The sequence below is a fragment of the Ruegeria marina genome (genome assembly GCF_900101475.1).
Taxonomy (GTDB): domain Bacteria; phylum Pseudomonadota; class Alphaproteobacteria; order Rhodobacterales; family Rhodobacteraceae; genus Ruegeria_B; species Ruegeria_B marina.
Window position 1 is genome coordinate 108,366 of the sequence record NZ_FMZV01000003.1, and the last position, 22,650, is coordinate 131,015.

The following is a 22,650-nucleotide window of genomic DNA, read 5'->3' on the forward strand; positions in this document are numbered from 1 at the left end:
CCCATCCGTCAGTTGGTGCCGTCCAGTCCCACCGGCTTGCCGACCACGGTAAAGCTCAACCCCTCGGGATCAAGGAAATCGGCGGCAAAGGCATTGATCTCGTCCAGGGTCACTGCGTTCACCTGATCGTTGCGGGTGGCGATGTAGTCGATCGGCAGGCCCTGCACCTGCATTCCCACCAGGATGTTGGCGATACGCCCGTTGCCGTCGAACCGCAGCGGATAGGCCCCGGTCAGATAGGTCTTGGCATCCTCGAGTTCCTTGGCGGTCACGCCATTTGCGGCCACGTCCGCCCAGACTTCGCGGATCACCGCGACCGCCTCGGCGATCTTGTCATTGGCCGAGGCGACAGAACCCATATAGACCGACGCCAGATCCTTGGGCAGAAGATAGGAATAGACCCCATAGGTCAGCCCCCGTTCCTCGCGCACTTCCTGCATCAGACGGCTTTCGAATCCGCCGCCGCCGATGATGTGGTTCAGGATGTAAGCCGCAAAGAATTTCGGGTCGTCCCGGTCGATGCCCTGCTGGACGAACAGCGCCACCGATTGCGGCGTGTCGAACTCGACCACTTCGACCCCGCCGGGAATGCTGATCCTGGCCTTTTCCGGGATCGGCGCCCCGGTTTCGGGCAGGTCGGCCAGAAGCGTGTCGAGCACGGCGCCCAATTCCTCGGCCGTGATATCGCCCACCGCCCCGACAAAGACACGGTCGCGGGCCACCGCGCCGTCAAAGGCTGCAACGATATCCTCGCGGGTCAGCGCCGACACGCTGTCGATACTTCCCTTGCCTTCGGTCGCATAGGGATGCTCTCCGTAGACGGCGGCGGACAGCGCGGCCCCGGCAATGCTGTTGGGATTTCTCTCATCTGATCTCAGGCCGGAAATCACCTGCGCCCTGACCCGCTCGATCGCATCCTGATCGAACCGCGGCTCATGTAGCGTGATCCGCAGCAGGTCGATGACCTGATCCCGGTTCTCGGTCAGGAACCGGGTGGAAATCGACAGCGTGTCATCGGTCACGTCGAAATCGAAGGAGGCCGCCAGTTCCTCCAGCCGCCGGGCATAGGCCCGCGCATCCAGATCGCCCGCTCCTTCCTCGATCAGAGCGGTCATCAGATAGGTTGCACCACGCTTTCCGGGTGCATCGAGCGAAGTGCCGCCCTGAAACCAGATTTCAAGCGCGGTAAACGGGATCGAATGATCTTCGACCAGCCATGCGCTCAGGCCGCCGGGCGAGGTGACTTCCTTGATCTTGACCTCGGCCCAGGCGGGCAAGGCCACGATCAGGGCAAAAACACAGGCAAACAGGCGTCTCATTGCGTGACCTCCGCGTCCTTCATCAGCCAGCCGGTCACCGATGCCTCGGGGCGCAGCACTGCACGAGCCGCCGCGATGATCTCGTCGCCGGTGACTGCTTGCAGGATGTCGGGCCAGGCTTGCACGTCCTCGACCGTGAGGCCGCTGGCAAGTGCCGCGCCATACCGATTGCCAATCCCGTCAACATTGTCCCGCTCATAGATCAGCGCGGCGCGCAATTGCATCTTGATCCGGTCCAGATCGGCCTGATCCACGCCTTCGGCAATGAAATCGGCCAGCGTCTTGTCCATCGCATCTTCCGCCTCTTGCAGCGAGACACCCTGCGCCGGCACCACGATCAGGTCAAAGGTCGTGTCGTCCAGCGACATGCCGCGATAGGATGCGGCGGTGTAGATCGCGGTCTGGGTATCGAACTGCAGCTTCTCGTTCAGATAGGATGTGGTACCCCCGCCCAGCAACTCGGCGAGCAGATAAAGCGCGGCGGCGGTTTCCTGCGCGCCGCTGTCGCGCTCGGGCGCAAGATAGGAGCGTTGCACATAGGGTTGCGCCACCCGTGCATCCTTGAACGTCAGCCGGCGGGCCGCCGTCTGCGGCGGTTCCTGCGCACGAAACCGTTCCGGCAAGTCAGGGTTGGCCGGGATCACTCCGTAATAGGTCTCGGCCAGCGCGCGCACCGCCTCCGGCTCCACATCGCCGGTCACAACAAGAATGGCGTTGTTTGGTGTGTAATAGGTGTGATAGAATGACAGCGCGTCCTCCATGTCGAGCGTTTCCATCTCGTGCTTCCAGCCGATCACTGGCACGCCATAGCGGTGATTCAGGAACTGGGCCGCATCCATCTGCTCTCCGAACAGCGAACGCGGGTTGTTCTCGGTGCGCTGGTTACGCTCTTCGAGGATCACGTTGCGCTCGGTCTCGATGTCGCGTTCGGTCAGTCGGATGTTGCGCATCCGGTCCGCCTCCATCCGCATCATCAATTCCAGCCGGTCGGCAGCGACGCGTTGAAAATAGGCGGTGTAGTCATAGGAGGTAAAAGCGTTGTCATTGCCTCCGTTGGCGGCAACCGTCGCCGAAAGTTCGCCCGCCTCAAGCGTCTCTGTCGCCTTGAACAGCAGGTGTTCGAGAAAATGCGCAACCCCGGAGGAACCAACCGGCTCGTCCGCCGATCCGGCGCGGTACCAGACCATGTGCTGCACCACGGGGGCGCGATGATCCTCGATCACCACGACATCCATGCCGTTGTCCAATGTAAAGGTCGTCACCGTCTCCTGCCCTTCGGCCGCTACAAAGAGCGGCGCGGCTATCAGGGCGGCGGCAAGAGCGAGAACTCGGGCCATGTGCATCCTCCGTGTCGATAGCCGACAACCTACGACAGCGCCGACCGGGTTCAAGACGCGCTGACGCAAAATTAAGGATTATTCATCTTCGGGCGGCGCCGAAGGCGTGGCCGCGCCTGCGCGGCGGAACACCTGGCTTTGGCGGAACGGGTCAATCGCATCCTTGCGATAGGCCTGTTCATAGCGGTCGACGGGGAACAGCCGCACACGCGTCCACCTTGCCTGGCGCTTGCGGAAATCCGCATCTTCCTGGGCCAGGGCCACACGCGTGTTGGCGGGTACGCCATAGCGGCTGGATGCAGAAACCAGCGCCTGATCGGAAGACGGCACACCTTGGCCCGGGTCCAGGGCCGATTCCCTGCCCCCCAGCGCAACGACCGCATCGCCCATCGGATTAGGATCCGTCAGATTGGCACCGCCCGGTGTCGGGGCGGGCAGAACCGCATAATCCTTTGGCTGGGTAAGCGGTTTGACCGGCAGCACGCTGAATTCGTCCGGGCCGGTACCTTGCGGACGAATATCGCGCAGGCCCTTGCTCGAGCAGCCCGAAACCGCAACTGCGGTAGCGATCACGATCAAAGCCAGCGGCGCGCGCATGGTCAACTCCTGCCTGTTTCGAGGGGTTTTATCGCATATCCCCGCCCCCGTCACGAGGGCTTTTTGCCATCCAGCAGGATCAAACCCGCCGCGCCCGCAAAGATGAAGATATCCGCCACGTTGAAAACGAAGGGATTCTCGATCCCGCAGCAGGACATGTTGAGAAAGTCGAGGACATATCCGTAGAGCAACCGGTCGATCACGTTGCCGAGCGCGCCGCCGATCAGCAGCCCGCCGCTGATCATCATCAGGCGCGAATGCCTGCCGCGCGCCAGCCAGCCCAGGACCACTGCACAGATGACCAGAGACAGGCCGACAAGAATCCAGCGCGACGCGTCGCTGTCCCCCTGGAACAGGCCGAAATTGATGCCCCGGTTTTCACCGTAGCGGAACCGGAGCAAGGGTGGCAGCACGTCGATGTTGCCGCGATGGGCCACGTCCATCACGTAGACGACCAGGTACTTGCTGGCCTGATCGAGCAGGAAGGCCCAGAAACCGGCCCAGAACAGCGCGCGCATCCGCATCAGTGCCGGAAATGCCGCATGCCGGTGAACACCATGGCCAGGCCTGCTTCGTCGGCGGCCTTGATCACCTCGTCGTCCCGCATCGAGCCGCCGGGTTGGATCACACAGGTTCCACCTGCCGCTGCGGCCTCCAGGAGCCCGTCGGGGAAGGGGAAGAAGGCGTCCGATGCCACTGCGCAACCCTTGGCCGGACTGTCGGCCATGCCCAGTTCGGCGGCCATGCGCTGGGCCTTGGCGGCAGCCACGTTGGCGCTGTCGAGCCGGCTCATCTGGCCTGCGCCCACGCCGACAGTCGCCCCGTCCTTGACATAAACGATGGCGTTCGACTTGACGTGCTTGGCGACCTTCCAGGCGAACAGCAGGTCGGCCATCTGGGCGTCCGTCGGGGCCAGCCTGGTCACCACCCTGAGTTCTGACAGGTCCACATGGCCCACGTCCTTGTCCTGCACCAGCATGCCGCCGGCCACCTGTTTCATCGCCACGATGGGCTGGCGCGGATCGGGCAGGCCATCGGTCAGCAAGAGGCGCAGGTTCTTCTTGGCGGCGAAGATCGCGATCGCCTCGTCGGACGCACCGGGGGCGATCACGACCTCGGTGAATATCTCGACGATCCTGGCCGCCGTTTCCGCATCCAGCGGCTGGTTCAGCGCCACGATCCCGCCAAAGGCGCTGGTGCGGTCGCAATCGAACGCCTTCTGATAGGCTTCGGACAGGGTGGCGCCCACAGCCACGCCGCAGGGGTTGGCGTGTTTGATGATCGCACAGGCCGGGCCATTCGCGGGGTCGAACTCTGCCACCAGTTCGAAGGCGGCGTCGGTATCGTTGATGTTGTTGTAGCTCAACTCCTTGCCCTGCAACTGCCGGGCCGTGGCCACGCCCGGACGGTTCGAGCCATCGGTGTAGAACGCCGCCTGCTGGTGGCTGTTCTCACCATAACGCAGGGTCTGTTTCAACTCACCGGCAAAGGCGCGGCGGCGCGGCGCCTCCAGCGCCAGTTGACCGGCCATCCAGTTACTGACCGCTGCATCATAGGCCGCCGTGCGGGCATAGGCCGTCTGCGCCAGGCGCTGACGGAAGGCATAGCTGGTCTGACCCTCATTGGCCTCCAGCTCGGTCAGCAGGGCGGCGTAGTCCTCGACATCCACCACCACGTTGACGAACGCATGATTCTTGGACGCCGCGCGGATCATGGCGGGGCCACCGATGTCGATATTCTCGATACAGTCGTCATAGGCGGCGCCTTTGGCCACCGTCGCCTCGAACGGATAGAGGTTGACGACCAGCAGGTCGATGCCGACGATGCCGTGCTGCTCCATCGCCGCCACGTGATCGGCATTGTCGCGCAGCGCCAACAGGCCGCCATGCACCATCGGGTGCAGGGTCTTGACCCGGCCATCCATCATCTCGGGAAAGCCCGTCACCTCGGCCACGTCGCGCACGGCAAGCCCGGCGTCGCGCAGGGCCTTGGCCGTGCCGCCGGTCGACAGCAACTCGACCCCGCGCGCAGCTAGGGCCTTGCCCAGCTCGATCAGTCCGGTCTTGTCGGAAACGGAAAGAAGCGCGCGGCGCACGGGGGAAAGGTCGGTCATTGGATCGGGGTCCTTATACGGATCAGTCGAATTCGGGCTCGTCCCGGTTCAGGTCGCGAATGGCAATCGCGGTGTCCTGCGCCTTGCTCAGCGTCCACCGGATGCGCGTCGCATACTCCATTGCGCGGCCAGATAGAACGATCTGTTTTGTCGCGCGCGGCTTCAGCCGGTTTTTTTCCAGATAAACGCTTGGCTCCAATGACAATTTATATCTTCCATCACGCCGGAAAACCCAGATTTCCCCGCTTCTCAAGGCCATCGAAACAGCGGTGCCGCCCAGATCGAGCGCAGCGTCGACCTCGGGGTGCAGGTGCAGGCGGATATCGAATCCCACGCCCGACAGGACGGAGGCGTCCATCGCCCTGTCAAAGCGGCGCTTGGCGGCATCGTCCATCGCCAGCAGCATGTCCTCGCCGGTGAGGCTGCGCCCGTCATGGCTGAGATCGAGCGTGCGCGCATGAGTCAGGCCGAACACGCGGGAAAACCCGTCATGTCCGCCCTGGAAACGGGACGCATCAAGGGTTTCAGACCGTTCCACCGGAACCTGCGTGGGACCGTCGACAAGTGCCTCGCGCCCCGAATTCCGTTCGGGTTCCGCCAGTCTGGCGCTGGAAAAACCGTCGAGACACAATGTCGAATGCGAAGGCGTGGCCCGTCCCGCACGTCGCCATTCCACCCCGAAACTGGCCCCTGAGCCGCAGTTCACGATCAGCGGACGCCGCCCCGAGGTCAACTCGAAGGCCAGGGTCGAAGCATGCGCATTGTACGATGCCGCGCCGCGCGGTGGCGGGCTTGCATCGACGATGACACTGGTGCGCCCGCCCGAAAGCCGGGCATAGCCCATGGACAACCCCTCGACATGCACAGGCTTGACCCCGCTGGCCGCGAGGGCGTGATCGAGCCGCCCTTCGAGTCCGCGCCCGCCACCGTGGAACCGCGCCAACTGTCCGTCGGCATGACGCAGCGCCCGCAGGGTGGGTGCTATCCGCTCGATCGCGGCCGTATGTGCCGGTGGCGCCCCCCGCCCCGCCTCGTGCAATGCCGCCGACGCCCAGGTCAACAATGTGAAAACCTCAAGAAGTTCCTCCGGATTGCGGGTGGGCAGGCCGCCTTCCTTGTCGATCTGGGCCTCGCAATCGCGCGCAAGGGCCCGCACCGCTGGATCGGCAAGCTCCTCCAGCCCTTCCAGGGCAAGACCCGCATAGATCAGCCCTGTCAGCGCCTCGAAGCGGCCCAGGCCAGGTTGCGCCGCTGGCCAGCGTTTCGACAGGAACCAGGTCTGTTGCGCCAGTGACCGGAAAAAGGCCCTGCTCTGTTCGGGTTCGACCCCGCGCAACAGGAACAGCGCATGGTTGATCCAGCGGATCACGCGACGCCCGGCCAGTTCGGGAGCCCAACCGGGACCACGCCCCTTGCCATGCGTCTCGATCCAGCCCCACACCCATTTCTGCGCTTTCTCGCGGGCCCGTGCGTCGCCGACGGCGGCCAGATCGTCGAGCCAGGCAAAGCCCTGACGCTCGTCCTCAAATGCGGAATTCGGCGCGGGGACCTCCCACAAACCGCTGGTCTGCGACTCGACGAGATATCCGGCAAACAGCAGGTTGCCGGCGACCAGCTGACGCCCTCGGGCAAAAGAACCCACCGTGCGCGGTTCGGGCTGGGAAACGAAGCCCCGGACCGATTTCTGCCGCTGGCTCAGGCGCGCCTGAAGACGGTTCTGGAACCGTGTCCATCTGCTGGCCATGCTGTGCGAACCGGACATGCGCTCTGCCTCTCACGCTCTTCGGGCGTTTGCGCCAGAGGATAGCGGCAGAAATCTGGCAAGTCACCGGCTATGTGCCATCTCACCCGGTCTTGCGCAGGCAGGCCATGTAGAACCCGTCCATCCCGCCCTGATCGGGCCAAAAGTCGGGGCGCAGGCGCAGCCCCCCTTCCTCGGTGATCCAGCCTGGTTCGATGCCGGGCACATCCAGCGCGGCGCGGTCGACTTCCATGTCGGGATAGATTTCCAGCGCCTCATCGACCTGCACTTCGCCCTCGTCCGGCAACAGCGAGCATGTGCAGAACACCATGCGTCCGCCCGGTTTCACCAGGGTCCAGGCATGGGCGATCATCCGTGCCTGCATTTCGATCAGGGCCCCGAACTCCGACCCGTCCTTGGCCAGCGGCAGGTCCGGATGACGGCGGATCGTTCCGGTGGCGGAACAGGGCGCGTCCAGCAGGACCGCATCATATAGGCCCTGATGTTCGAGCGCGTCGCCCACGACGATATCCGCGCTCAGCCCCGTGCGCGCAAGGTTCTCACGCACCCGCGCCATTCGTGCCTCGGAGATATCCAGCGCGGTCACATGCGCTCCGGCGGCGGCAAGTTGCAATGTCTTGCCCCCCGGCGCAGCGCACAGATCAAGCACCTTCTCGCCCGGCTGCGGGTTCAACAGGCGCACCGGCAGGGCGGCTGCCACATCCTGCACCCACCAGTCGCCGGCCGCATAGCCCGGCAGGGCTGAAACCTGCCCGGCATCGCGCAGACGCACGGACCCGGTCGGCAGAACCTCGCCTGCCGGCGCCGCTGCTCCCGGTTTCAGCGTGAGGTCGAGCGGCGCCCCGGCGAAATGCGCGGCCTCGATGGCGGCAATTGCCTTGCCCCCCCAGGCCTCGACCAGCGGATCACGTAACCAGCGCGGCAGGCGCGGAACACGCAGCCTGGCCCAGGCCGCAGGCGCATCGGCCGAGACCTTGCGCAGCACGGCGTTCACCAGCCCCTTGAGCCGTCCATGCCGACGCGAGCGGCCGACGATCTCGACCATCGAATGCACCACGCCATGGGCGGCTTCGCCATGCGACAGTTCCACCGTTCCCAGCCGCAATGCGTTGCGCACAGTCAGCGGCGGCGCCTTTTGCAGATGCGGTTTCAGCAACCGGTCGGCCCGTTCCAGCCCGCGCAGCGTCTCCAGCGCCAGCCGCTGTGCCCTTGCCCGGTCATCCGGCGGCAGCCGGTCCAACGCCCCCGCCGACAGGCATTCCGAGAGCAACCGTCCCTCGCCCAGAACCTGATCCAGCAAATAGATTGCACTCTGCCGCGCCTGCGTCGCGTTGTCCGCCATGGGCCGCCTCGTCCGATTGTGACCATCCGCCCGCATTGCCAAAGGCGGACGCAGGCGTGTATCAGGATAACAGACCGAAAGGAACAGCAAAGCCATGAGCGAGCCGCGCAAAGACCTGCCCCCCGCCGCCCAACGCGCCCTGGCCGAGGCCGAGGAACGCCGCCGCAAGGCCGAGGCCGAGGCCAAACCCCAACCCAGGGAACTGGGCGGGCGCGACGGCCCCGATCCGGCCCGCTACGGCGATTGGGAGAAAAAGGGCCTCGCCATCGACTTCTGAACCGCTTGCGCCCGGAAGGCCTCAGGCAGCCCGGCCCAAATCTTCCTCAAGAGCCTGACTGAGAGCAACGCAGGATCAGGATGCCGCCCAGACCCCCCGCGCAAACCGTCTCGACCGGCCTTGTCGTGGCCATCGTCGGCTTCTTCAGTTCCTTTCCCATCGTCCTGCAGGGTCTGGCCGGCGTCGGCGCGGACGCGGCCCAGGCCGCGTCAGGCCTGATGTTCGCCGCCCTTTCGATGGGACTGACAGGTATCGTTCTCAGCCTGTGGACGAGATCGCCCGCCTCGGTCGCATGGTCCACCCCCGGCGCTGCATTGCTTGCGGTGACTTCGATGCCCCAAGACGGCTTTGCCGGGGCGGTGGCCGGGTTCATGATGGCTGGTGCGCTGACCGTGATTGCGGCGCGGTGGCGGCCGCTCAGACGCCTGACCGCCGCCATTCCCGGCCCGATCGCCCAGGCAATGCTGGCAGGGGTGCTGTTCTCGCTCTGCCTTCGACCCTTCGAGGCGCTGGCCGAAATCCCCGGGTTGGCCTTGCCGATCCTGCTGACATGGTTTGCGGTCGGCCAGTTCAGCCGCCCCTTTGCCGTGCCTGCCGCCGTGGTGGCCGGGGCGCTGGTGGTGCTGATCCAGGCCGATTTCGACATCCCCGCGCCCGAGCGCCTGATTGCCGCTCCGGTCTGGGTGATGCCCGTCTTTTCCATCGAAGCCTTCACCAACATCGCCCTGCCGCTTTTCATCGTCACCATGGCTACCCAGAACATCCCCGGTCTCGCGGTGCTGCGCAGCTATGGCTATAGGCCCGAACCATCGCCGCTGGTCGCTTCGGTTGGCGCAGCCAGCATCCTGTCGGCTCCGTTCGGATCTCCCGCGACCTGCCTGGCGGCGATCACGGCCGCCATGTGCTCGAACGAGGACAGCCATCCGGACCCGACTCAACGCTACTGGTCGGCCGTCATGGCCGGTGTCTTCTATTGCCTGCTGGGGTTGTTCGCCGGCGTGATCACCGGCTTTGCCGCTCTTGCACCCGCCCTGGTGTTGGGCACGGTCGCCGGCATTGCGCTGCTGGGAGTGTTTGCAGGTTCGGCCTGTTCGGCGCTGGAAGATCCCGATTGCCGCCAAGCGGCGACATTCACCTTCCTGATCACCGCCTCCGGCGTCACGATCCTGGGACTGAGCGCCGCGGTCTGGGGGCTGGTCATCGGCGGAGTGATGCAGGCCATTTCCTTTCGCCTGCGCCGCCGGGCCTGACCCGCAATAACGTCAGTCCGCGCGCAACCGGAAATCGGCGAAATCTCCGGTGCCGCGGTCCGAGGTAAAGCGGATCTTGCCATCGCTTGCCCGAACCTCCTGACAATTGTAGCCAAGGTCGCTTCCGCCCCAGACCAGATCACGGCAGAAATATCCGTCCTGCCACACCCAACGGCCTTCGACCGGCCAGGCGGCGCCGGTACCCGATATCTCGCCGTCAGTCGAGACCCGAAGCCTGACAAGCGGTCGTGTCAGGGTCTTCCCTTCGACAAGCGTCCGAAAACTCTGTGCGTCTTCGACCCGGGCATATTCGGCGGCAGCGGGTCCGGTGGCAAGTGCAGCGCATAGAACACTTCGGGACAACATCGAAAGATCCTCGTCTGGTTTGCCCTTTGTTTACGGATCAGGTCGTCAGGTGGATCACTCGGACGGCGCCTCGTGAAAACTTTCGACCAGGGCGCGCAGCCGCCTGCCGCCAGGGGGATCGGCGGGCCATGTCAGCCAGTACCCGTCGCGGGTAGGCATTTCCGGCTCATCCAGCCGGCAGACCTGTCCCCAGATCGGGGCCTGAACATGCGAGGACAGACCGGCGACCCGCAACTCGCGCGGAGCGGTGCCGAACAGATCTTCGGTATTGCGCTCCAAAAGAAACCGCACGCTGCGCAGGGCCACACATACGAATCGTCTCGCTGCGGTTTGCCGACGGCGCAAAGGCCCGGTTCCACGCCATCTGGCTGCGCGACATTGCGCTCGACCCGGAAACACGCGGCCAGGCAACGGCCAGCATCTTGTAACCATCGGAGATATCCCTGCTGACCCAGGCATTGGCGCGGCGTCGCGCGGGGCGACCTGACCGGCGGGCAATTGGCCACAATCCGTTTCGACAACCGGTCCTCGGCGCCCTAACTCGACATCCCGTTCGACAGGACGGGGGCCTACCACGGCACCTGCCGCCAGTTGGGTGAATGCATCGCCGATCCGGAAACGGGGGGCGCGGAATGACACCGATTTCACAAAGCTCGACCAGATCGACATCGATGCTTTCATCGCCGCTATCCACGCCTGCCGCGGCGGCGAGGAATACCTGGGCGAGCCGGTGACCATGCCCCAGCACAAGTTGCAGAGGCCACCATCGCCGAGCAGAACGGCATGCCCGAGGAAATCATCTTCGGTGCGTTCCTGCATGACATCGGACATTTCACCTCGGAATGCGGGACCTACCAGCCCGACGATACCGAGGACCGACACCACGAGAACGCGGGCGAAAGGGTGCCGGCCCCTTTCTTTCCCGCGGTGGTCACTGATTGCGTGAAGTATCTCGTGGCGGCCCAATGCGCGCCGCCAAGGTACTCGAGTTCGAAAGGAAGACGCAGCTGAATGATCGGAGGCTGGGGGCCAGCCCCCAGACCCCCGGAGTATTTCAGACCAGAAAGAAACATGAAGACTTCGGCTTCTTTCTGGTTCCAAATACTCCCGCCGGAGGCGTCCGCCCTCGCCGCCAGAGACTCCTGTGGCGAAGGCGATTTCCCGGCGGAGGCGGCGTTACTCGGTGGCCCAGCCGCCCACGGCCTTGACCTCAAGGAAGTCTTCCAATCCCCAGACACCGCCCTCGCGGCCCTTGCCGGACTGTTTCATGCCGCCGAAGGGAGACCCGGCCGAACGCGACTTGCCGTTCATCTCGACCATGCCCGAGCGCAGGACACGGGCCATGCGGTTGGCCCGCGCGCCATCCTGGGTCTGAACATAGTTGGTCAGGCCATAGGGGGTGTCGTTGGCGATTTCGATGGCTTCTTCCTCGGTGTCGAAGGGGATCATGGTCAGCACCGGACCAAAGATTTCCTCGCGCGCGATGGTCATCTGGTTGTTGGCATCCGCAAACACGGTCGGGCGCACGAAATAGCCCTTGTTGAAACCCTCGGGGCGGCCGAGCCCGCCCGCGACAAGGCGCGCGCCCTCGTCGATGCCCTTCTGGATCAGACCCTGGATCTTGTTCCACTGAAGCTCGTTGACGACCGGACCGATGTGGCGGCCTTCGTCGAGCGCATTGCCGACGGTCACGCTGTTGGCCACTTCAGCGGCCGTCTCGACCGCCTGGTCATAGATCGGGCGCTGGACCAGCATCCGGCTTGGCGCGTTGCAGCTCTGGCCGGTGTTGTTCATCATGTGCAGGACGCCGCGCTTGACCGCCTTGTCATCGGCATCGGCAAAGATCACGTTGGCACCCTTGCCGCCCAGTTCGAGGTGCACCTTCTTCAGGGTATCGGCAGCATTTTTCGAAATCGCGATGCCCGCGCGGGTCGAGCCGGTGAAGCTGACCATATCGACATCCGGATGCCCCGAAAGCTGCGAGCCCACGCCCGCACCATCGCCGTTCACGAGATTGAAGACACCCGCCGGGAAACCGGCCTCGTCCATCAGTTCGGCAAAGACCATGGCGTTGAGCGGGCTTTGCTCGGACGGTTTCAGCACCATCGTGCATCCGGCGATCGCGGCGGCGCCCACCTTGAGCGTGATCTGGTTCATCGGCCAGTTCCACGGCGTGATCAGCGCGGCAACGCCCACTGCCTCGTAGATGATCCGGTCGTTGGGGGCGTGATCGCCCAGCGGACGGTCGAATTCGAAGTTCTTAGCGGCCGTCAGGAAGTTCTTCAGATGCCAGCTGCCGGCGCCGACCTGCTGGGTGCGGGACATGTCGATGGGCGCGCCCATTTCCAGCGACATCGCCTGCGCCAGGTCTTCGCCACGGCGATTGTAGATTTCCAGCAGTTTCTCGACCAGCGCGATGCGCTCGGCGACCGGGGTCGCCATCCAGGCGGGAAAGGCGGCCTTTGCAGCGGCGACAGCGGCGTTTGTGTCGGCCTCGGTCCCCAGTGAAATGACAGCGCAAGGCTCTTCGGTCGACGGGTTGATGACGTGGAAATCATTGGCGACGGCAGGCGCGACCCATTTGCCGTTGATGTAGAACTCGCGTTTCTCAAGCATGTCTGCCTCTCCTGATCAGATGGTTTTCGACCGGGCGGTCGGGAATCGGGCACACTTTGTCACCCTGCTTGGGTGGCGGCAAGAGGTCCCTGGAAATTTGATCAAATCATGGCTCCATGGCCTCGGATACGGGACTGGCGGCGGCACCGTGTCACGGGTATGTACCCCTGGTCATCCACTGAATAGAATGACGGCAGTCTACTTGCTTTCGCATCACAGGAGATACCCATGGGTTTGCGCATCAACGACATCGTTCCCGACTTCACCGCCGAGACGGACAAGGGCACGATCAGCTTTCACGACTGGATCGGCGACAGCTGGGCGATCCTGTTTTCCCACCCAAAGGATTTTACCCCGGTCTGCACCACCGAATTCGGCGCCGTGGCGCAGCTGGCCGATGAATGGGCCAAACGCAACACCAAGGTGATCGGCGTCTCTGTCGACGGGGTCGACGATCACAAGAAATGGAAGGGCGACATCGAGAGCTTTGCCGGCACCAGCGCCGGTTTCCCGATCATCGCCGACGAAGGCCTGACCGTGTCCAAGATGTTCGACATGCTGCCCGCCGATGCCTATCTGCCCGATGGGCGCACTCCGGCCGACAGTGCCACGGTGCGTTCGGTCTTCATAATCAGCCCCGACAAGAAACTGCAGCTGACCATGACCTATCCGATGTCGGTCGGGCGCAACTTTGCCGAGGTTCTGCGCGCGCTCGACGGATTGCAGCGCACCTACCAGCAACCGCTGGCGACGCCCGCCAACTGGACGACCGGCCAGGACGTGATCGTCGCGATGGCGCTGGACAATGCCGCCGCCGAAGAAAAATACGGTGCGCTTGACATCAAGCTGCCCTATCTGCGCTTTGCAAAGAATCCGGGCTGAGCCCGTCACGGGCGCAGGGCAACCTGCGCCCGCCCATCAGAGAAAGACATCCGCCATGGCCTCTTTGAAACGCTGGCTCGACCTGCGCCGAAATCCCTGGAAGGCCGAGCATTATGCCGCGCTCAAGTCCTGGCGCGCGGACAATGCGCTGAAAACGCGGTTTCACACCTATGACGGTCTTGCTCCCGAGGCCGTAGTTCTGGACGTCGGCGGATTCGAGGGCGGCTGGGCCGATCTGATCCTGTCCTTTCAGCCCAAGGCGCGGGTCCATGTATTCGAACCGCATCCCAGGTTTGCGGAAGCGCTGCGATCAAAGTTTGCTTGCCAGCCCAATGTCATGGTGCATGAATTCGCCATTGGCGGGGCCGAAGGGGTCCTGAGGCTCAGCGACGATGGAGATGCCTCTTCGGCCTTTGGCGGCAAGGGGGGTGTTCTTGAGGCGCCAATACGGCCCGCCGACGCGGTCTTTACCGAACTGGGGCTGGACCGGGTCGACCTGATGAAGGTCAACATCGAGGGCGGCGAATACGATCTGTTGCCGGCCCTGCTGGACAGCGGGCTGATGCCACGCATCGGGCGGCTTCAGGTACAGTTCCACCTGTTCGAACCCGCGCTGATCGAAACCCGCGCGGCGATCTGCGCACGGCTGGCGGAAACCCATGACTGCGCCTGGTCCTACCCGTTCATCTGGGAGGAATGGCGTCTGCGCTAAGCCGTATTGTCACGGGACAGCCGACGCACTGCCGCCCGGTAACGGGCACGCTTCCATTCGCGGATCAGCCGGTTGCCCAGGCTTTTTCTACCGCTGATCGTGCTGCCGCCGATGGCCTGCGTCTGATCGACCAGCCCCGATGGGCTGATGGCCCCCAGTTGAATCCCCGTGTACCAGTGCATCTGCAGGAAAGTGTCGACAGGGCGGTCGAACGGTTCCGTCAGGTCCAGCAGCCTTTCGGCGGCCCGGCGCGAAACCAGCTGTCCCGAGGTCCGCAGGGGCGTCACTACAGGCCGCGTCAGGATGCAGTTGCCATGGCGGTCGATCTCGGGCGCCGCAACAGAGCGGGTCTGGAACTGGACATATCCGATCCGGTCCACATGACGTTTCGCCAGTTCCAGCGCATCTGAGAAGTTGTCATCCAGAGCCATGTCGTCCTCGACGATCAGCGCTGCATTGGCGCGGCTCTCGACCAGCATGGCCCAGGCCGTTCGATGGCTGAGGAAACACCCGATCTCGCCTGGCCGCAGATCAAAAGGATAAGCCGGCTTCAGCAATCCGGGCCGAAAGGCGCGCCCACGGGCATCCGGGCTCAGGGCCGCGCCATCGACCGCCGGAAGCAGATTGGCGTCGGGCAGTTCTGCAACCAGCGCCTCGGCACGCGCGCGCCGGTCGGTGGCCCGTTCCAGGTGAATGACGAGACCTATCAGGTCCATGCAGGGGCTCCGTTCAACCGCATGCCGCCGGTTGTTGCGAACCGGCCCGAATGCCAAAAGGCCCGGACATCCTGTCCGGGCCTTTCCGTCTGAGCAAGGCCAGAGGCTTATTCCGCCTCGGTGGCCTCTTTCTTCTCCGGCACGACTTCCTCGCCGGTTTCCTGGTCGACGCATTTCATCGACAGTCGCACCTTGCCGCGATCGTCAAAGCCCAGCAGCTTGACCTTCACTTCCTGGCCTTCCTTCAGAACGTCCGAAGGATGGTTCAGGCGGCGGTTCTCGATCTGGGACACATGCACCAGCCCGTCGCGCTTGCCGAAGAAGTTCACGAAGGCGCCGAAATCGACGATCTTCACGACCTTGCCGGTATAGATCTTGCCTTCTTCCGGTTCGGCCACGATCGACCAGATCATGTCATAGGCCTTCTGGATCGAGTCACCGTTGGGCGACGCGATCTTGATGGTGCCGTCATCGCTGATATCGACCTTGGCGCCCGAGGTTTCCACGATCTCGCGGATCACCTTGCCGCCCGAGCCGATCACTTCGCGGATCTTGTCGGTCGGAATCTGCATGGTCTCGATGCGCGGGGCATGCACCGAGAAGGCGTTGGTTTCGCTCAGCGCCTTGGCCATTTCGCCCAGGATGTGCAGCCGGCCGTCCTTGGCCTGCGCCAGCGCCCGTTCCATGATCTCGGGCGTGATGCCTGCGACCTTGATGTCCATCTGCAGCGAGGTGATCCCGTTTTCGGTACCCGCCACCTTGAAGTCCATGTCGCCCAGATGGTCTTCGTCGCCCAGGATGTCGGTCAGAACGGCATAGGACCCGTCGTCTTCCAGGATCAGACCCATGGCCACACCGGCGACCGGCGCCTTGAGCGGCACGCCTGCATCCATCATCGACAGCGAACCGCCGCAGACCGACGCCATCGAGGACGAGCCGTTCGACTCGGTGATCTCGCTGACCACGCGGATGGTGTAGGGGAAATCGGTCGGGGCCGGCAGAACCGCCTGCAGCGCGCGCCAGGCCAGCTTGCCATGGCCGATCTCACGACGGCCGGGCGACCCGACACGTCCGACTTCGCCCACCGAGTACGGGGGGAAGTTGTAGTGCAGCAGGAAGTTCGACTTGAAATTGGCGTGCAGCGCATCGATGAACTGTTCGTCATCGCCGGTGCCCAGCGTGGTCACGGCCAGCGCCTGGGTCTCGCCACGGGTAAAGAGCGCCGAACCATGGGTGCGCGGCAGCAGGCCGGTTTCGGCCACGATCGGGCGCACGGTGGTGGTGTCACGCCCGTCGATCCGCTTGCCGCCCTTGACCACGTCGCCGCGCAGGATGCCGGCTTCGAGTTTCTTCAGGGCAGAGCCGAGGTTGGCGTCTTCCAGTTGCTCTTCGGTCAGCGCGGCCTTGATCGCCTCGCGGGCGGCTGCCACGGCAGCGGTGCGCTCCTGTTTGTCGGTGATTGCAAAGGCGGCGCGCATCTGCGCTTCGCCTGCGGCCTTCACGGCGGCATACAGATCCGAGTAATCCGGCGGCGAGAAATCGAACGGCTCTTTCGCGCAGGACTCTGCAAAGCCGATGATCAGGTCGATGACCGGCTGGATCTGCTCATGGGCAAAGACCACGGCGCCCAGCATCTCGGCCTCGGACAACTCATAGGCTTCCGATTCCACCATCATCACGGCGTCCTTGGTGCCGGCGACAACCAAGTCCAGGCGCTGTTCGGGGTTCAGACGCAGGTCGTGCATGTCGTCCACGGTGGGGTTCAGCACGTATTCGCCATCGGTGAACCCGACGCGGCAACCCGCGATCGGCCCCATGAAGGGCACACCCGAAATGGTCAGCGCGGCCGAGGCGGCGATCATCGCGACGATGTCCGGGTCGTTGACCAGGTCGTGGCTCAGCACGGTGCACATCACCAGCACTTCGTTCTTGAAGCCGGGCACGAACAGCGGGCGGATCGGGCGATCGATCAGGCGCGCGGTCAGCGTTTCCTTTTCGGTCGGCCGCGCCTCGCGCTTGAAGAAGCCGCCCGGCACCTTGCCGGCGGCATAGTATTTTTCCTGGTAATGGACGGTCAGCGGAAAGAAGTCCTGGCCCGGCTTCTGCTCGCGGGCGAAGGTCACGTTGGCCATGACGCTGGTTTCGCCGAGGGTGGCGATCACCGAACCGTCGGCCTGGCGGGCAATCTTGCCCGTTTCCAGTGTGAGCGTCTCTTCGCCCCACTGCATCGATTTCGTCGTTACATCAAACATGTGCGTATCCTAGAAGGGAGCGCTCCCGGCCCTCCGGGTCTCCCGTTTGCATGGCGGCCCCATTGCCGCCGACCCCATTATCATTTCCTTCACGGTGCCGGAGTCTGGGCACCACGTCTCAGATTGTGCGCCCATACAAGAGATTCAACAGGAATGAAAGAGAAACCGGCGCACGTCGCAGCCTGCGGCGCGCACCGGAGTCGCAACCAGGTCAGAACGGGCGCACAACCAATTGCGGTTTCCCGTCCGATGTGCAGCGCGCCGACCTGCCATCCCATCCGATCTCGCCGCTCACACGCTGGCGAAAGGATGAGAAACTGTCAAAAGTCACCACATCGACCGGTTCGTCGAAATGCAGGGTGATGCGCCGGTGCGCCCCGTCCCCCATCACGGTCAGGCCACGGATCTCGCCGGTGAACGCCTGCCCCAGGTATTCGCCGCGCACCCGGTCGCCGACCCGCAGGCGCAACCGATTGCCCGCACGCGCCACAAGCGTGTTCCAGTCCCGCACGCCATGTTGATGCGCCACCAGTTCCAGCGCCTGCGCATGCCCCAGCTCCGTGCCGGTCGCGCGCAGTCCTTCCCGCAGGCGGCGGGCCTGCGCCTTCAGCTCCTCGACCGGAGCAATCTCTTGTTCATGTGTCATCATTGCCTCGTTTCCAAACGGGCGCATCTGGTCGGACGGGGCTCGCATTGCCATCCACGCGCCGGAAAAGCGGCAAGGATCATCGCTAACCGGGTTTCACCATAGCCCTGGGGCCGCGAGCGGCAGGGAACCCGAACCTTCGTCCTGCATATTCAGGCCCGCCCTTCCTGTCAACGAGGCTGGCCTGCGGCGGCTTTTGATCCTACACAGGGCCTGGCAATCCGGGGGCCCCCATGATCATCGCACGCCTGCACGGCCGTCTTGGCAACCAGATGTTCCAGTATGCCGCCGCCGCGGGGCTGGCGGCGCGCCTTTGCACGCGCGTGGCCATCGACAGCCGCGAGGCGCAAGCGCGCGGCGAAGGGGTGTTGACCCGCGTATTCGACCTCGATCTTGCCGAACCCGAACACCTGCCGCCCCTGAAACGCGACGGTCTGCTGCGATATGGCCTGTGGCGGACATTGGGCTCGCGCCCACGGTTCCGGCGCGAGAATGGCCTGGGCTACAATTCCCAGATCGAGACCTGGGGTGACGGAACCTACCTGCACGGGTATTGGCAATCCGAACGCTACTTCGAACATGTGGGCGATCGTATCCGGGCGGATTTCACCTTTCCCCCCTTCACCGACAGCCGGAACGAGGAGATGGCCGAGCGCATCGCCGGGTCCGAGGCAATCTCGCTGCATGTCCGGCGCGGCGATTACGTCGCCTTGGCCGCGCATGCCCTGTGCGACCAGCGCTATTACCAGGCAGCGCTCGAAGCCGTGATGCGCGGCACCGAGAAGGAACCTGTGGTATACGTGTTTTCCGACGATCCCGACTGGGCCAGGGCGAACCTGCCACTGCCGGTGGACAAGGTCGTGATCGATTTCAACGGACCCGAAACCGATTTCGAGGACATGCGCCTGATGAGCCTGTGCCGGCACAACATCATCGGCAATTCCTCTTTCTCCTGGTGGGCGGCCTGGCTGAATTCCAATCCGCAAAAGCGCGTAGCCGGACCTGCCCGATGGTTCGGCGATCCGGGCCTGGAAAATCCCGACATCCTGCCCCCCGACTGGATGCGGATCAGCGTCTGACGCAAGCGGCCCGGAAGGACGGGGCGCCCGCTCGCCCTCGCCCGCGGGTTCTCCATGCCCGAAGGCCCGCTCGAACGCCGCGTCCCGGATTGACGGCAGCCACCCCACGCCGCATCGTCGCGGCAGAGGTGCCCGCATGCCCGCTTTCGACCTGCCCGCCTATCTCGCCCGCATCGGCCTCGCCGCCGTGCCGGTCACGCCGGGCGGGCTGCAACAACTGCAACAGGCGCAGTTGCGCCGCATAGCTTTCGAAAACATCGATCCGTTTCTCGGCCGCACCCCCGATCTGGAGGTCGAGGCGCTGTCGGCCAAGCTGCTGCACGCCGGGCGCGGCGGCTATTGTTTCGAACTGAACACGCTGTTCCGCGCAGCCCTGGATGCCTGCGGCTTCGAAACGCGCCGCCTGTTGGCCCGGGTCCGCAACGGCCGTCCCGTCGCAGGTCCGCGCGGCCATTTGGCCCTGATGGTCACTCTGGACGGCCGCCGCTATCTCGCCGACGCCGGTTTCGGAGGGCCGGCGCCGCTTGCCCCGCTGCTGATCGACACCGACAGCCCGCAAACCTTGGCCAACGGAACATACCGGTTGCGCACCGATCGCGAGACCGGCGAACGCCTGATCGAAAAGGACACGCCGGGCGGCGCCTTCACCCTCTACGGTTTCGATGAATCGCATGTCAGCGATGCCGACATCGACGCCGCCAACCACCTCTGCGCCAGATGGGACCGGATGCCGTTTCCGAACAACCTGATGCTGGCCGGATTCAACGGCGCCACCCGCATCGGCGTCTTCAACCGGCGCATCACCCGGGAAACAGGCGGCACGATCCGGACAGGGGACATTGCGGATGCCCGGGATCTCGCCAACCTGCTGACGCACGAGCTTGGATTGCGGCTCGAACCCGCGGCGCTGGGCGCGGTCTGGAGCCGCCTGAGCCACGCCTGAAACAGGCAAAAGCCTGCGCTTCTTTCTGGTCGGAAATACTCCGGGGGTGAATTGGCCGCAGGCCAAGACGGGGCAGCGCCCCCTCCCCTCACTTCTGGCTCACTCCGCCCGAAAGCCCGCCTCGGCCATCAGCGCCTTCGAATGCCGCTCAACCGCCTCTTCCAGCCGCGCCATGAAGATGTCGCGCGCGATTCCCGGCGGGATCGGCTCCAGGAATTCCACCACCGCCAGCCCGGGCTTGCGCCGGATGCCCTTGCGCGGCCAGAACAGCCCCACGTTGGTCGCCGCCGGGACGCAGGGGTATTGCAGCCCATCGTACAGCACGGCGCTGCCCACCTTGTAGGGCTTGTAGTCACCCGGCGCCACGCGGGTGCCCTGCGGATAGATCACCAGCTGCCCGGGTTCGGAAAACTCCCTGGCCACGTCCTTGACCATCTTGGCGACGGCCATGCCCCTCTTGCCCCGGTCCACCGGGATACAGCCCAGCCGCTTCGCATAGACGCCGATGATCGGCGTCCACAGGAGTTCCCGTTTCATGATGAACTTGGCATGCGGCACCGCGTCGAAGATCAGCAGGATATCCAGGAACGACTGGTGCTTGGCGGCAACCACCACCTCGCCCGTGGGCACCTCGCCGCGCACCTCTCCCCGGATGCCCACCATCCAGCGCGCCAGCCACAGGGTCGAGCGGGCATAAAGCTTGCAGGCCTTCAGGGCGCCGCGCTTGGACACCAGCGCATAGGGGGTAAAGACCAGCCCCAGAACCGCCATCCACAGATAGATGACGACGACGAAGATCAGCGAACGCAGCCATTGGACCATCAGGTCAGTTCCTTCAACGTGCGGCGGGCCGCGGCCCAGGTGGCGGCAAAGGCCACCACCGCGCCCAGCACCGGAATCACCAGCGGCAAGAGCCAGCCCAGCCCCTGGAACCCCAGTCCCGTCAGAAATCCGCCCTCGTCCGAAGCTTCGGGCAACAGCATCACCCCCGCCATGCCCAGCACCATGCCGACCGCCGCGCCGATCAGCGCCCGAAGGGTGAACCGACGCACGAAGGCCCCGGCGATGTAGCGGTCGCGCGCGCCCACCAGCCGCAAGACCTCGATCACCTGCGCATTGGCCGCCAGCGCCGCATTGGCCGCCAGCGTGATCATGGCAGCCGTCGCCCCTCCGATCAGCAGGATCGACACCAGCGCCAGCCGGCGCAGCGAATGGGCCGCATCCACCAGCGGCGCCCGCCAGCGGGTATGATCGTCGAGCACCGCGCCCGGCACTTCGGCCACCAGTCTCAGCCGCAGACCCTGCGCGTCATAGCCCGGCTCGCCGCCGCGGATCTCGATCAGCTGCGGCACCGGCAGGGCGTCGACCGGCAGGTCGGCGCCGAACCAGGGCGCCAGCAGCGCCGCCTGTTCCTCGCGCGTCAGCGCCCGGGCCTCGGCCACCCCCGGGGTCTGGCGCAGGATGGTCAACGCCGCCCTGGTCTGCGCCGCGACCTGGTCTGCGGGCGCATTGATGCGCAGCGTCGCCGCCCGCGCCAGTTCCGAGGCCCAGCGGTCCGCCAGCCGCCCCGAGGCCAGCGACAGCGCCAGCGCAAACACCGCCAGGAACGCCATCGCCCCGGACACGAACAACGTCAGCTGCGCGGTAAAGCCAGAGGGCGGCACCACCCGGTCGGCCTGGCTGTCGGCCATGATCAGCGTGCGGATCGTTCCCTTGCTCACAGGTCCGCCCCCGCCAGTTGCAACCGCCGGTTCGAGATCCGCAGCACCCGCGCCTGCACTTGGCTCTTGGCAGCGCGGATCAGGCCCAGGTCGTGGGTTGCGATCAGGATGGTCTTGCCCATCCGGTTCAACTCGATCAGCAGTTGCAACAGCCGCTGCGACATCTCCCAGTCGACGTTGCCGGTCGGCTCGTCCGCCAGCACCACGTCCGGCGACATGATCACCGCGCGCGCCAGCGCCGCGCGCTGGCGCTCGCCGCCCGAGAGTTCCGGCGGCAGGGCGTCGGCACGTTTCGTCAGCCCGACCCAGGCCATCAGTTCACCCAGATTCTCCTGCTGACCGGACAGGTCATGACCCGACACGGTCAGTGGCAGCGCGATATTCTCGGCCAGCGGCAGGTGATCCAGAAAACGGCAATCCTGGTGCACCACCCCGATACGCCGCCGGAACAGCGCCATCTGGTCACGGTCCAGCCGGCGCAGATCCTGGCCGAACCCGCGCACCTGCCCGGCACTGGCCTGCAAGGCGCCATAGCACAGTTTCAGCAGCGTGGTCTTGCCCGACCCGGACGGCCCGGTCAGAAAGTGGAACGACCCTGGCGACAGGTCCACCGAGATATCGCCGAGAAGCTCGCCGCCGCCATAGCTGTAGCCCACATTCTCCAACTCGATCAAAATCCTGCCCCCAGCCGGTTCATCGCCTTTCTTGCCCGATGGGGGA

Annotated in this window: 22 protein-coding genes and 1 pseudogene; 7 read left to right on the forward strand and 16 right to left on the reverse strand. The window is 64.8% G+C overall.

Annotated features, from left to right (window positions below):
* Window positions 1-8: 8 nt before the first annotated feature.
* The 7 genes from BLT75_RS05155 to BLT75_RS05185 form a co-directional block, all read right to left on the reverse strand.
* On the reverse strand, window positions 9-1,319 hold the full coding sequence (locus BLT75_RS05155) for a M16 family metallopeptidase (protein WP_093028411.1): 1,311 nt from the start codon (window positions 1,317-1,319) through the stop codon (window positions 9-11).
* Window positions 1,316-2,656, reverse strand: a complete 1,341-nt coding sequence (locus tag BLT75_RS05160; RefSeq protein ID WP_093028413.1) for a M16 family metallopeptidase — start codon at window positions 2,654-2,656, stop codon at window positions 1,316-1,318. Before BLT75_RS05160 ends, BLT75_RS05155 begins: the two co-directional genes overlap by 4 nt.
* Before the next feature lie 78 nt (window positions 2,657-2,734).
* Window positions 2,735-3,253, reverse strand: a complete 519-nt coding sequence (locus BLT75_RS05165; protein ID WP_093028415.1) for a DUF3035 domain-containing protein — start codon at window positions 3,251-3,253, stop codon at window positions 2,735-2,737.
* A gap of 50 nt (window positions 3,254-3,303) precedes the next feature.
* Window positions 3,304-3,777, reverse strand: coding sequence for a signal peptidase II (lspA, locus tag BLT75_RS05170; protein WP_093028417.1), 474 nt, complete (start codon window positions 3,775-3,777; stop codon window positions 3,304-3,306).
* On the reverse strand, window positions 3,777-5,366 hold the full coding sequence (gene purH, locus BLT75_RS05175) for a bifunctional phosphoribosylaminoimidazolecarboxamide formyltransferase/IMP cyclohydrolase (RefSeq protein ID WP_093028419.1): 1,590 nt from the start codon (window positions 5,364-5,366) through the stop codon (window positions 3,777-3,779). The genes lspA and purH overlap by 1 nt, the downstream gene beginning before the upstream one ends.
* A 22-nt stretch (window positions 5,367-5,388) precedes the next feature.
* Window positions 5,389-7,128, reverse strand: a complete 1,740-nt coding sequence (locus tag BLT75_RS05180; RefSeq protein WP_093028421.1) for a heparinase II/III family protein — start codon at window positions 7,126-7,128, stop codon at window positions 5,389-5,391.
* Between the two features lie 82 nt (window positions 7,129-7,210).
* Window positions 7,211-8,470: an RsmB/NOP family class I SAM-dependent RNA methyltransferase gene (locus tag BLT75_RS05185; RefSeq protein ID WP_093028423.1), complete on the reverse strand. Its 1,260-nt coding sequence runs from the start codon at window positions 8,468-8,470 to the stop codon at window positions 7,211-7,213.
* A gap of 94 nt (window positions 8,471-8,564) precedes the next feature.
* On the opposite strand from BLT75_RS05185, the gene BLT75_RS05190 reads away from it, so the two are divergent.
* Together BLT75_RS05190 and BLT75_RS05195 are read left to right on the forward strand one after the other, a co-directional pair.
* Complete coding sequence (locus tag BLT75_RS05190; protein WP_093028425.1) at window positions 8,565-8,747, forward strand: DUF1674 domain-containing protein; 183 nt, start codon at window positions 8,565-8,567, stop codon at window positions 8,745-8,747.
* Window positions 8,748-8,827: 80 nt separating this feature from the next.
* Window positions 8,828-9,997: a benzoate/H(+) symporter BenE family transporter gene (locus BLT75_RS05195; RefSeq protein WP_093028427.1), complete on the forward strand. Its 1,170-nt coding sequence runs from the start codon at window positions 8,828-8,830 to the stop codon at window positions 9,995-9,997.
* Between the two features lie 12 nt (window positions 9,998-10,009).
* Here BLT75_RS05195 and BLT75_RS05200 read toward each other — a convergent pair whose 3' ends face one another.
* On the reverse strand, window positions 10,010-10,363 hold the full coding sequence (locus tag BLT75_RS05200) for a dihydrodipicolinate reductase (protein ID WP_093028429.1): 354 nt from the start codon (window positions 10,361-10,363) through the stop codon (window positions 10,010-10,012).
* Between the two features lie 54 nt (window positions 10,364-10,417).
* Complete coding sequence (locus BLT75_RS05205; RefSeq protein ID WP_093028431.1) at window positions 10,418-10,669, reverse strand: hypothetical protein; 252 nt, start codon at window positions 10,667-10,669, stop codon at window positions 10,418-10,420.
* Window positions 10,670-11,024: 355 nt separating this feature from the next.
* Between BLT75_RS05205 and BLT75_RS05210 the strand changes: the two are divergent.
* Window positions 11,025-11,329 (forward strand): annotated as a pseudogene (locus BLT75_RS05210) (phosphodiesterase); the annotation flags it as partial.
* A gap of 210 nt (window positions 11,330-11,539) precedes the next feature.
* On the opposite strand, the gene BLT75_RS05215 reads toward BLT75_RS05210, so the two are convergent.
* A complete protein-coding gene (locus BLT75_RS05215; RefSeq protein WP_093028433.1) occupies window positions 11,540-12,979 on the reverse strand; it encodes an aldehyde dehydrogenase family protein in 1,440 nt (479 codons plus the stop codon).
* Window positions 12,980-13,207: 228 nt separating this feature from the next.
* On the opposite strand from BLT75_RS05215, the gene BLT75_RS05220 reads away from it, so the two are divergent.
* Together BLT75_RS05220 and BLT75_RS05225 are read left to right on the forward strand one after the other, a co-directional pair.
* A complete protein-coding gene (locus BLT75_RS05220) occupies window positions 13,208-13,861 on the forward strand; it encodes a peroxiredoxin (RefSeq protein WP_093028435.1) in 654 nt (217 codons plus the stop codon).
* Between the two features lie 55 nt (window positions 13,862-13,916).
* Window positions 13,917-14,573 (forward strand): FkbM family methyltransferase, encoded by a 657-nt coding sequence (locus tag BLT75_RS05225; RefSeq protein WP_093028437.1) that lies wholly within the window; start codon window positions 13,917-13,919, stop codon window positions 14,571-14,573.
* Here BLT75_RS05225 and BLT75_RS05230 read toward each other — a convergent pair.
* From BLT75_RS05230 to BLT75_RS05240, 3 genes are all read right to left on the reverse strand, one after another.
* A complete protein-coding gene (locus BLT75_RS05230) occupies window positions 14,570-15,289 on the reverse strand; it encodes a glycosyltransferase family 25 protein (RefSeq protein WP_176827847.1) in 720 nt (239 codons plus the stop codon). The two genes, BLT75_RS05225 and BLT75_RS05230, sit on opposite strands and share 4 nt — an antisense overlap.
* Before the next feature lie 107 nt (window positions 15,290-15,396).
* Window positions 15,397-17,541 carry a polyribonucleotide nucleotidyltransferase gene (gene pnp, locus BLT75_RS05235; protein WP_093028441.1) on the reverse strand — a complete coding sequence of 715 codons (2,145 nt, stop codon included), beginning with the start codon at window positions 17,539-17,541 and terminating at the stop codon, window positions 15,397-15,399.
* A gap of 211 nt (window positions 17,542-17,752) precedes the next feature.
* A complete protein-coding gene (locus BLT75_RS05240) occupies window positions 17,753-18,187 on the reverse strand; it encodes a glyoxalase superfamily protein (protein ID WP_176827849.1) in 435 nt (144 codons plus the stop codon).
* 233 nt (window positions 18,188-18,420) lie between these two features.
* Here BLT75_RS05240 and BLT75_RS05245 point away from each other — a divergent pair, with 233 nt between their 5' ends.
* Complete coding sequence (locus BLT75_RS05245; protein ID WP_093028443.1) at window positions 18,421-19,266, forward strand: alpha-1,2-fucosyltransferase; 846 nt, start codon at window positions 18,421-18,423, stop codon at window positions 19,264-19,266.
* Between the two features lie 136 nt (window positions 19,267-19,402).
* On the forward strand, window positions 19,403-20,209 hold the full coding sequence (locus tag BLT75_RS05250) for an arylamine N-acetyltransferase family protein (protein WP_093028445.1): 807 nt from the start codon (window positions 19,403-19,405) through the stop codon (window positions 20,207-20,209).
* A gap of 99 nt (window positions 20,210-20,308) precedes the next feature.
* Here the strand turns inward: BLT75_RS05250 and BLT75_RS05255 are convergent, their stop codons facing one another.
* From BLT75_RS05255 to BLT75_RS05265, 3 genes are read right to left on the reverse strand one after another with little or no spacing between them, the layout of a single operon-like run.
* Window positions 20,309-21,031, reverse strand: a complete 723-nt coding sequence (locus tag BLT75_RS05255; protein WP_093028447.1) for a lysophospholipid acyltransferase family protein — start codon at window positions 21,029-21,031, stop codon at window positions 20,309-20,311.
* On the reverse strand, window positions 21,031-21,930 hold the full coding sequence (locus BLT75_RS05260; protein WP_093028449.1) for a cell division protein FtsX: 900 nt from the start codon (window positions 21,928-21,930) through the stop codon (window positions 21,031-21,033). Before BLT75_RS05260 ends, BLT75_RS05255 begins: the two co-directional genes overlap by 1 nt.
* Window positions 21,927-22,604 carry a cell division ATP-binding protein FtsE gene (locus BLT75_RS05265; RefSeq protein WP_093029049.1) on the reverse strand — a complete coding sequence of 226 codons (678 nt, stop codon included), beginning with the start codon at window positions 22,602-22,604 and terminating at the stop codon, window positions 21,927-21,929. Before BLT75_RS05265 ends, BLT75_RS05260 begins: the two co-directional genes overlap by 4 nt.
* Window positions 22,605-22,650 lie beyond the last annotated feature (46 nt).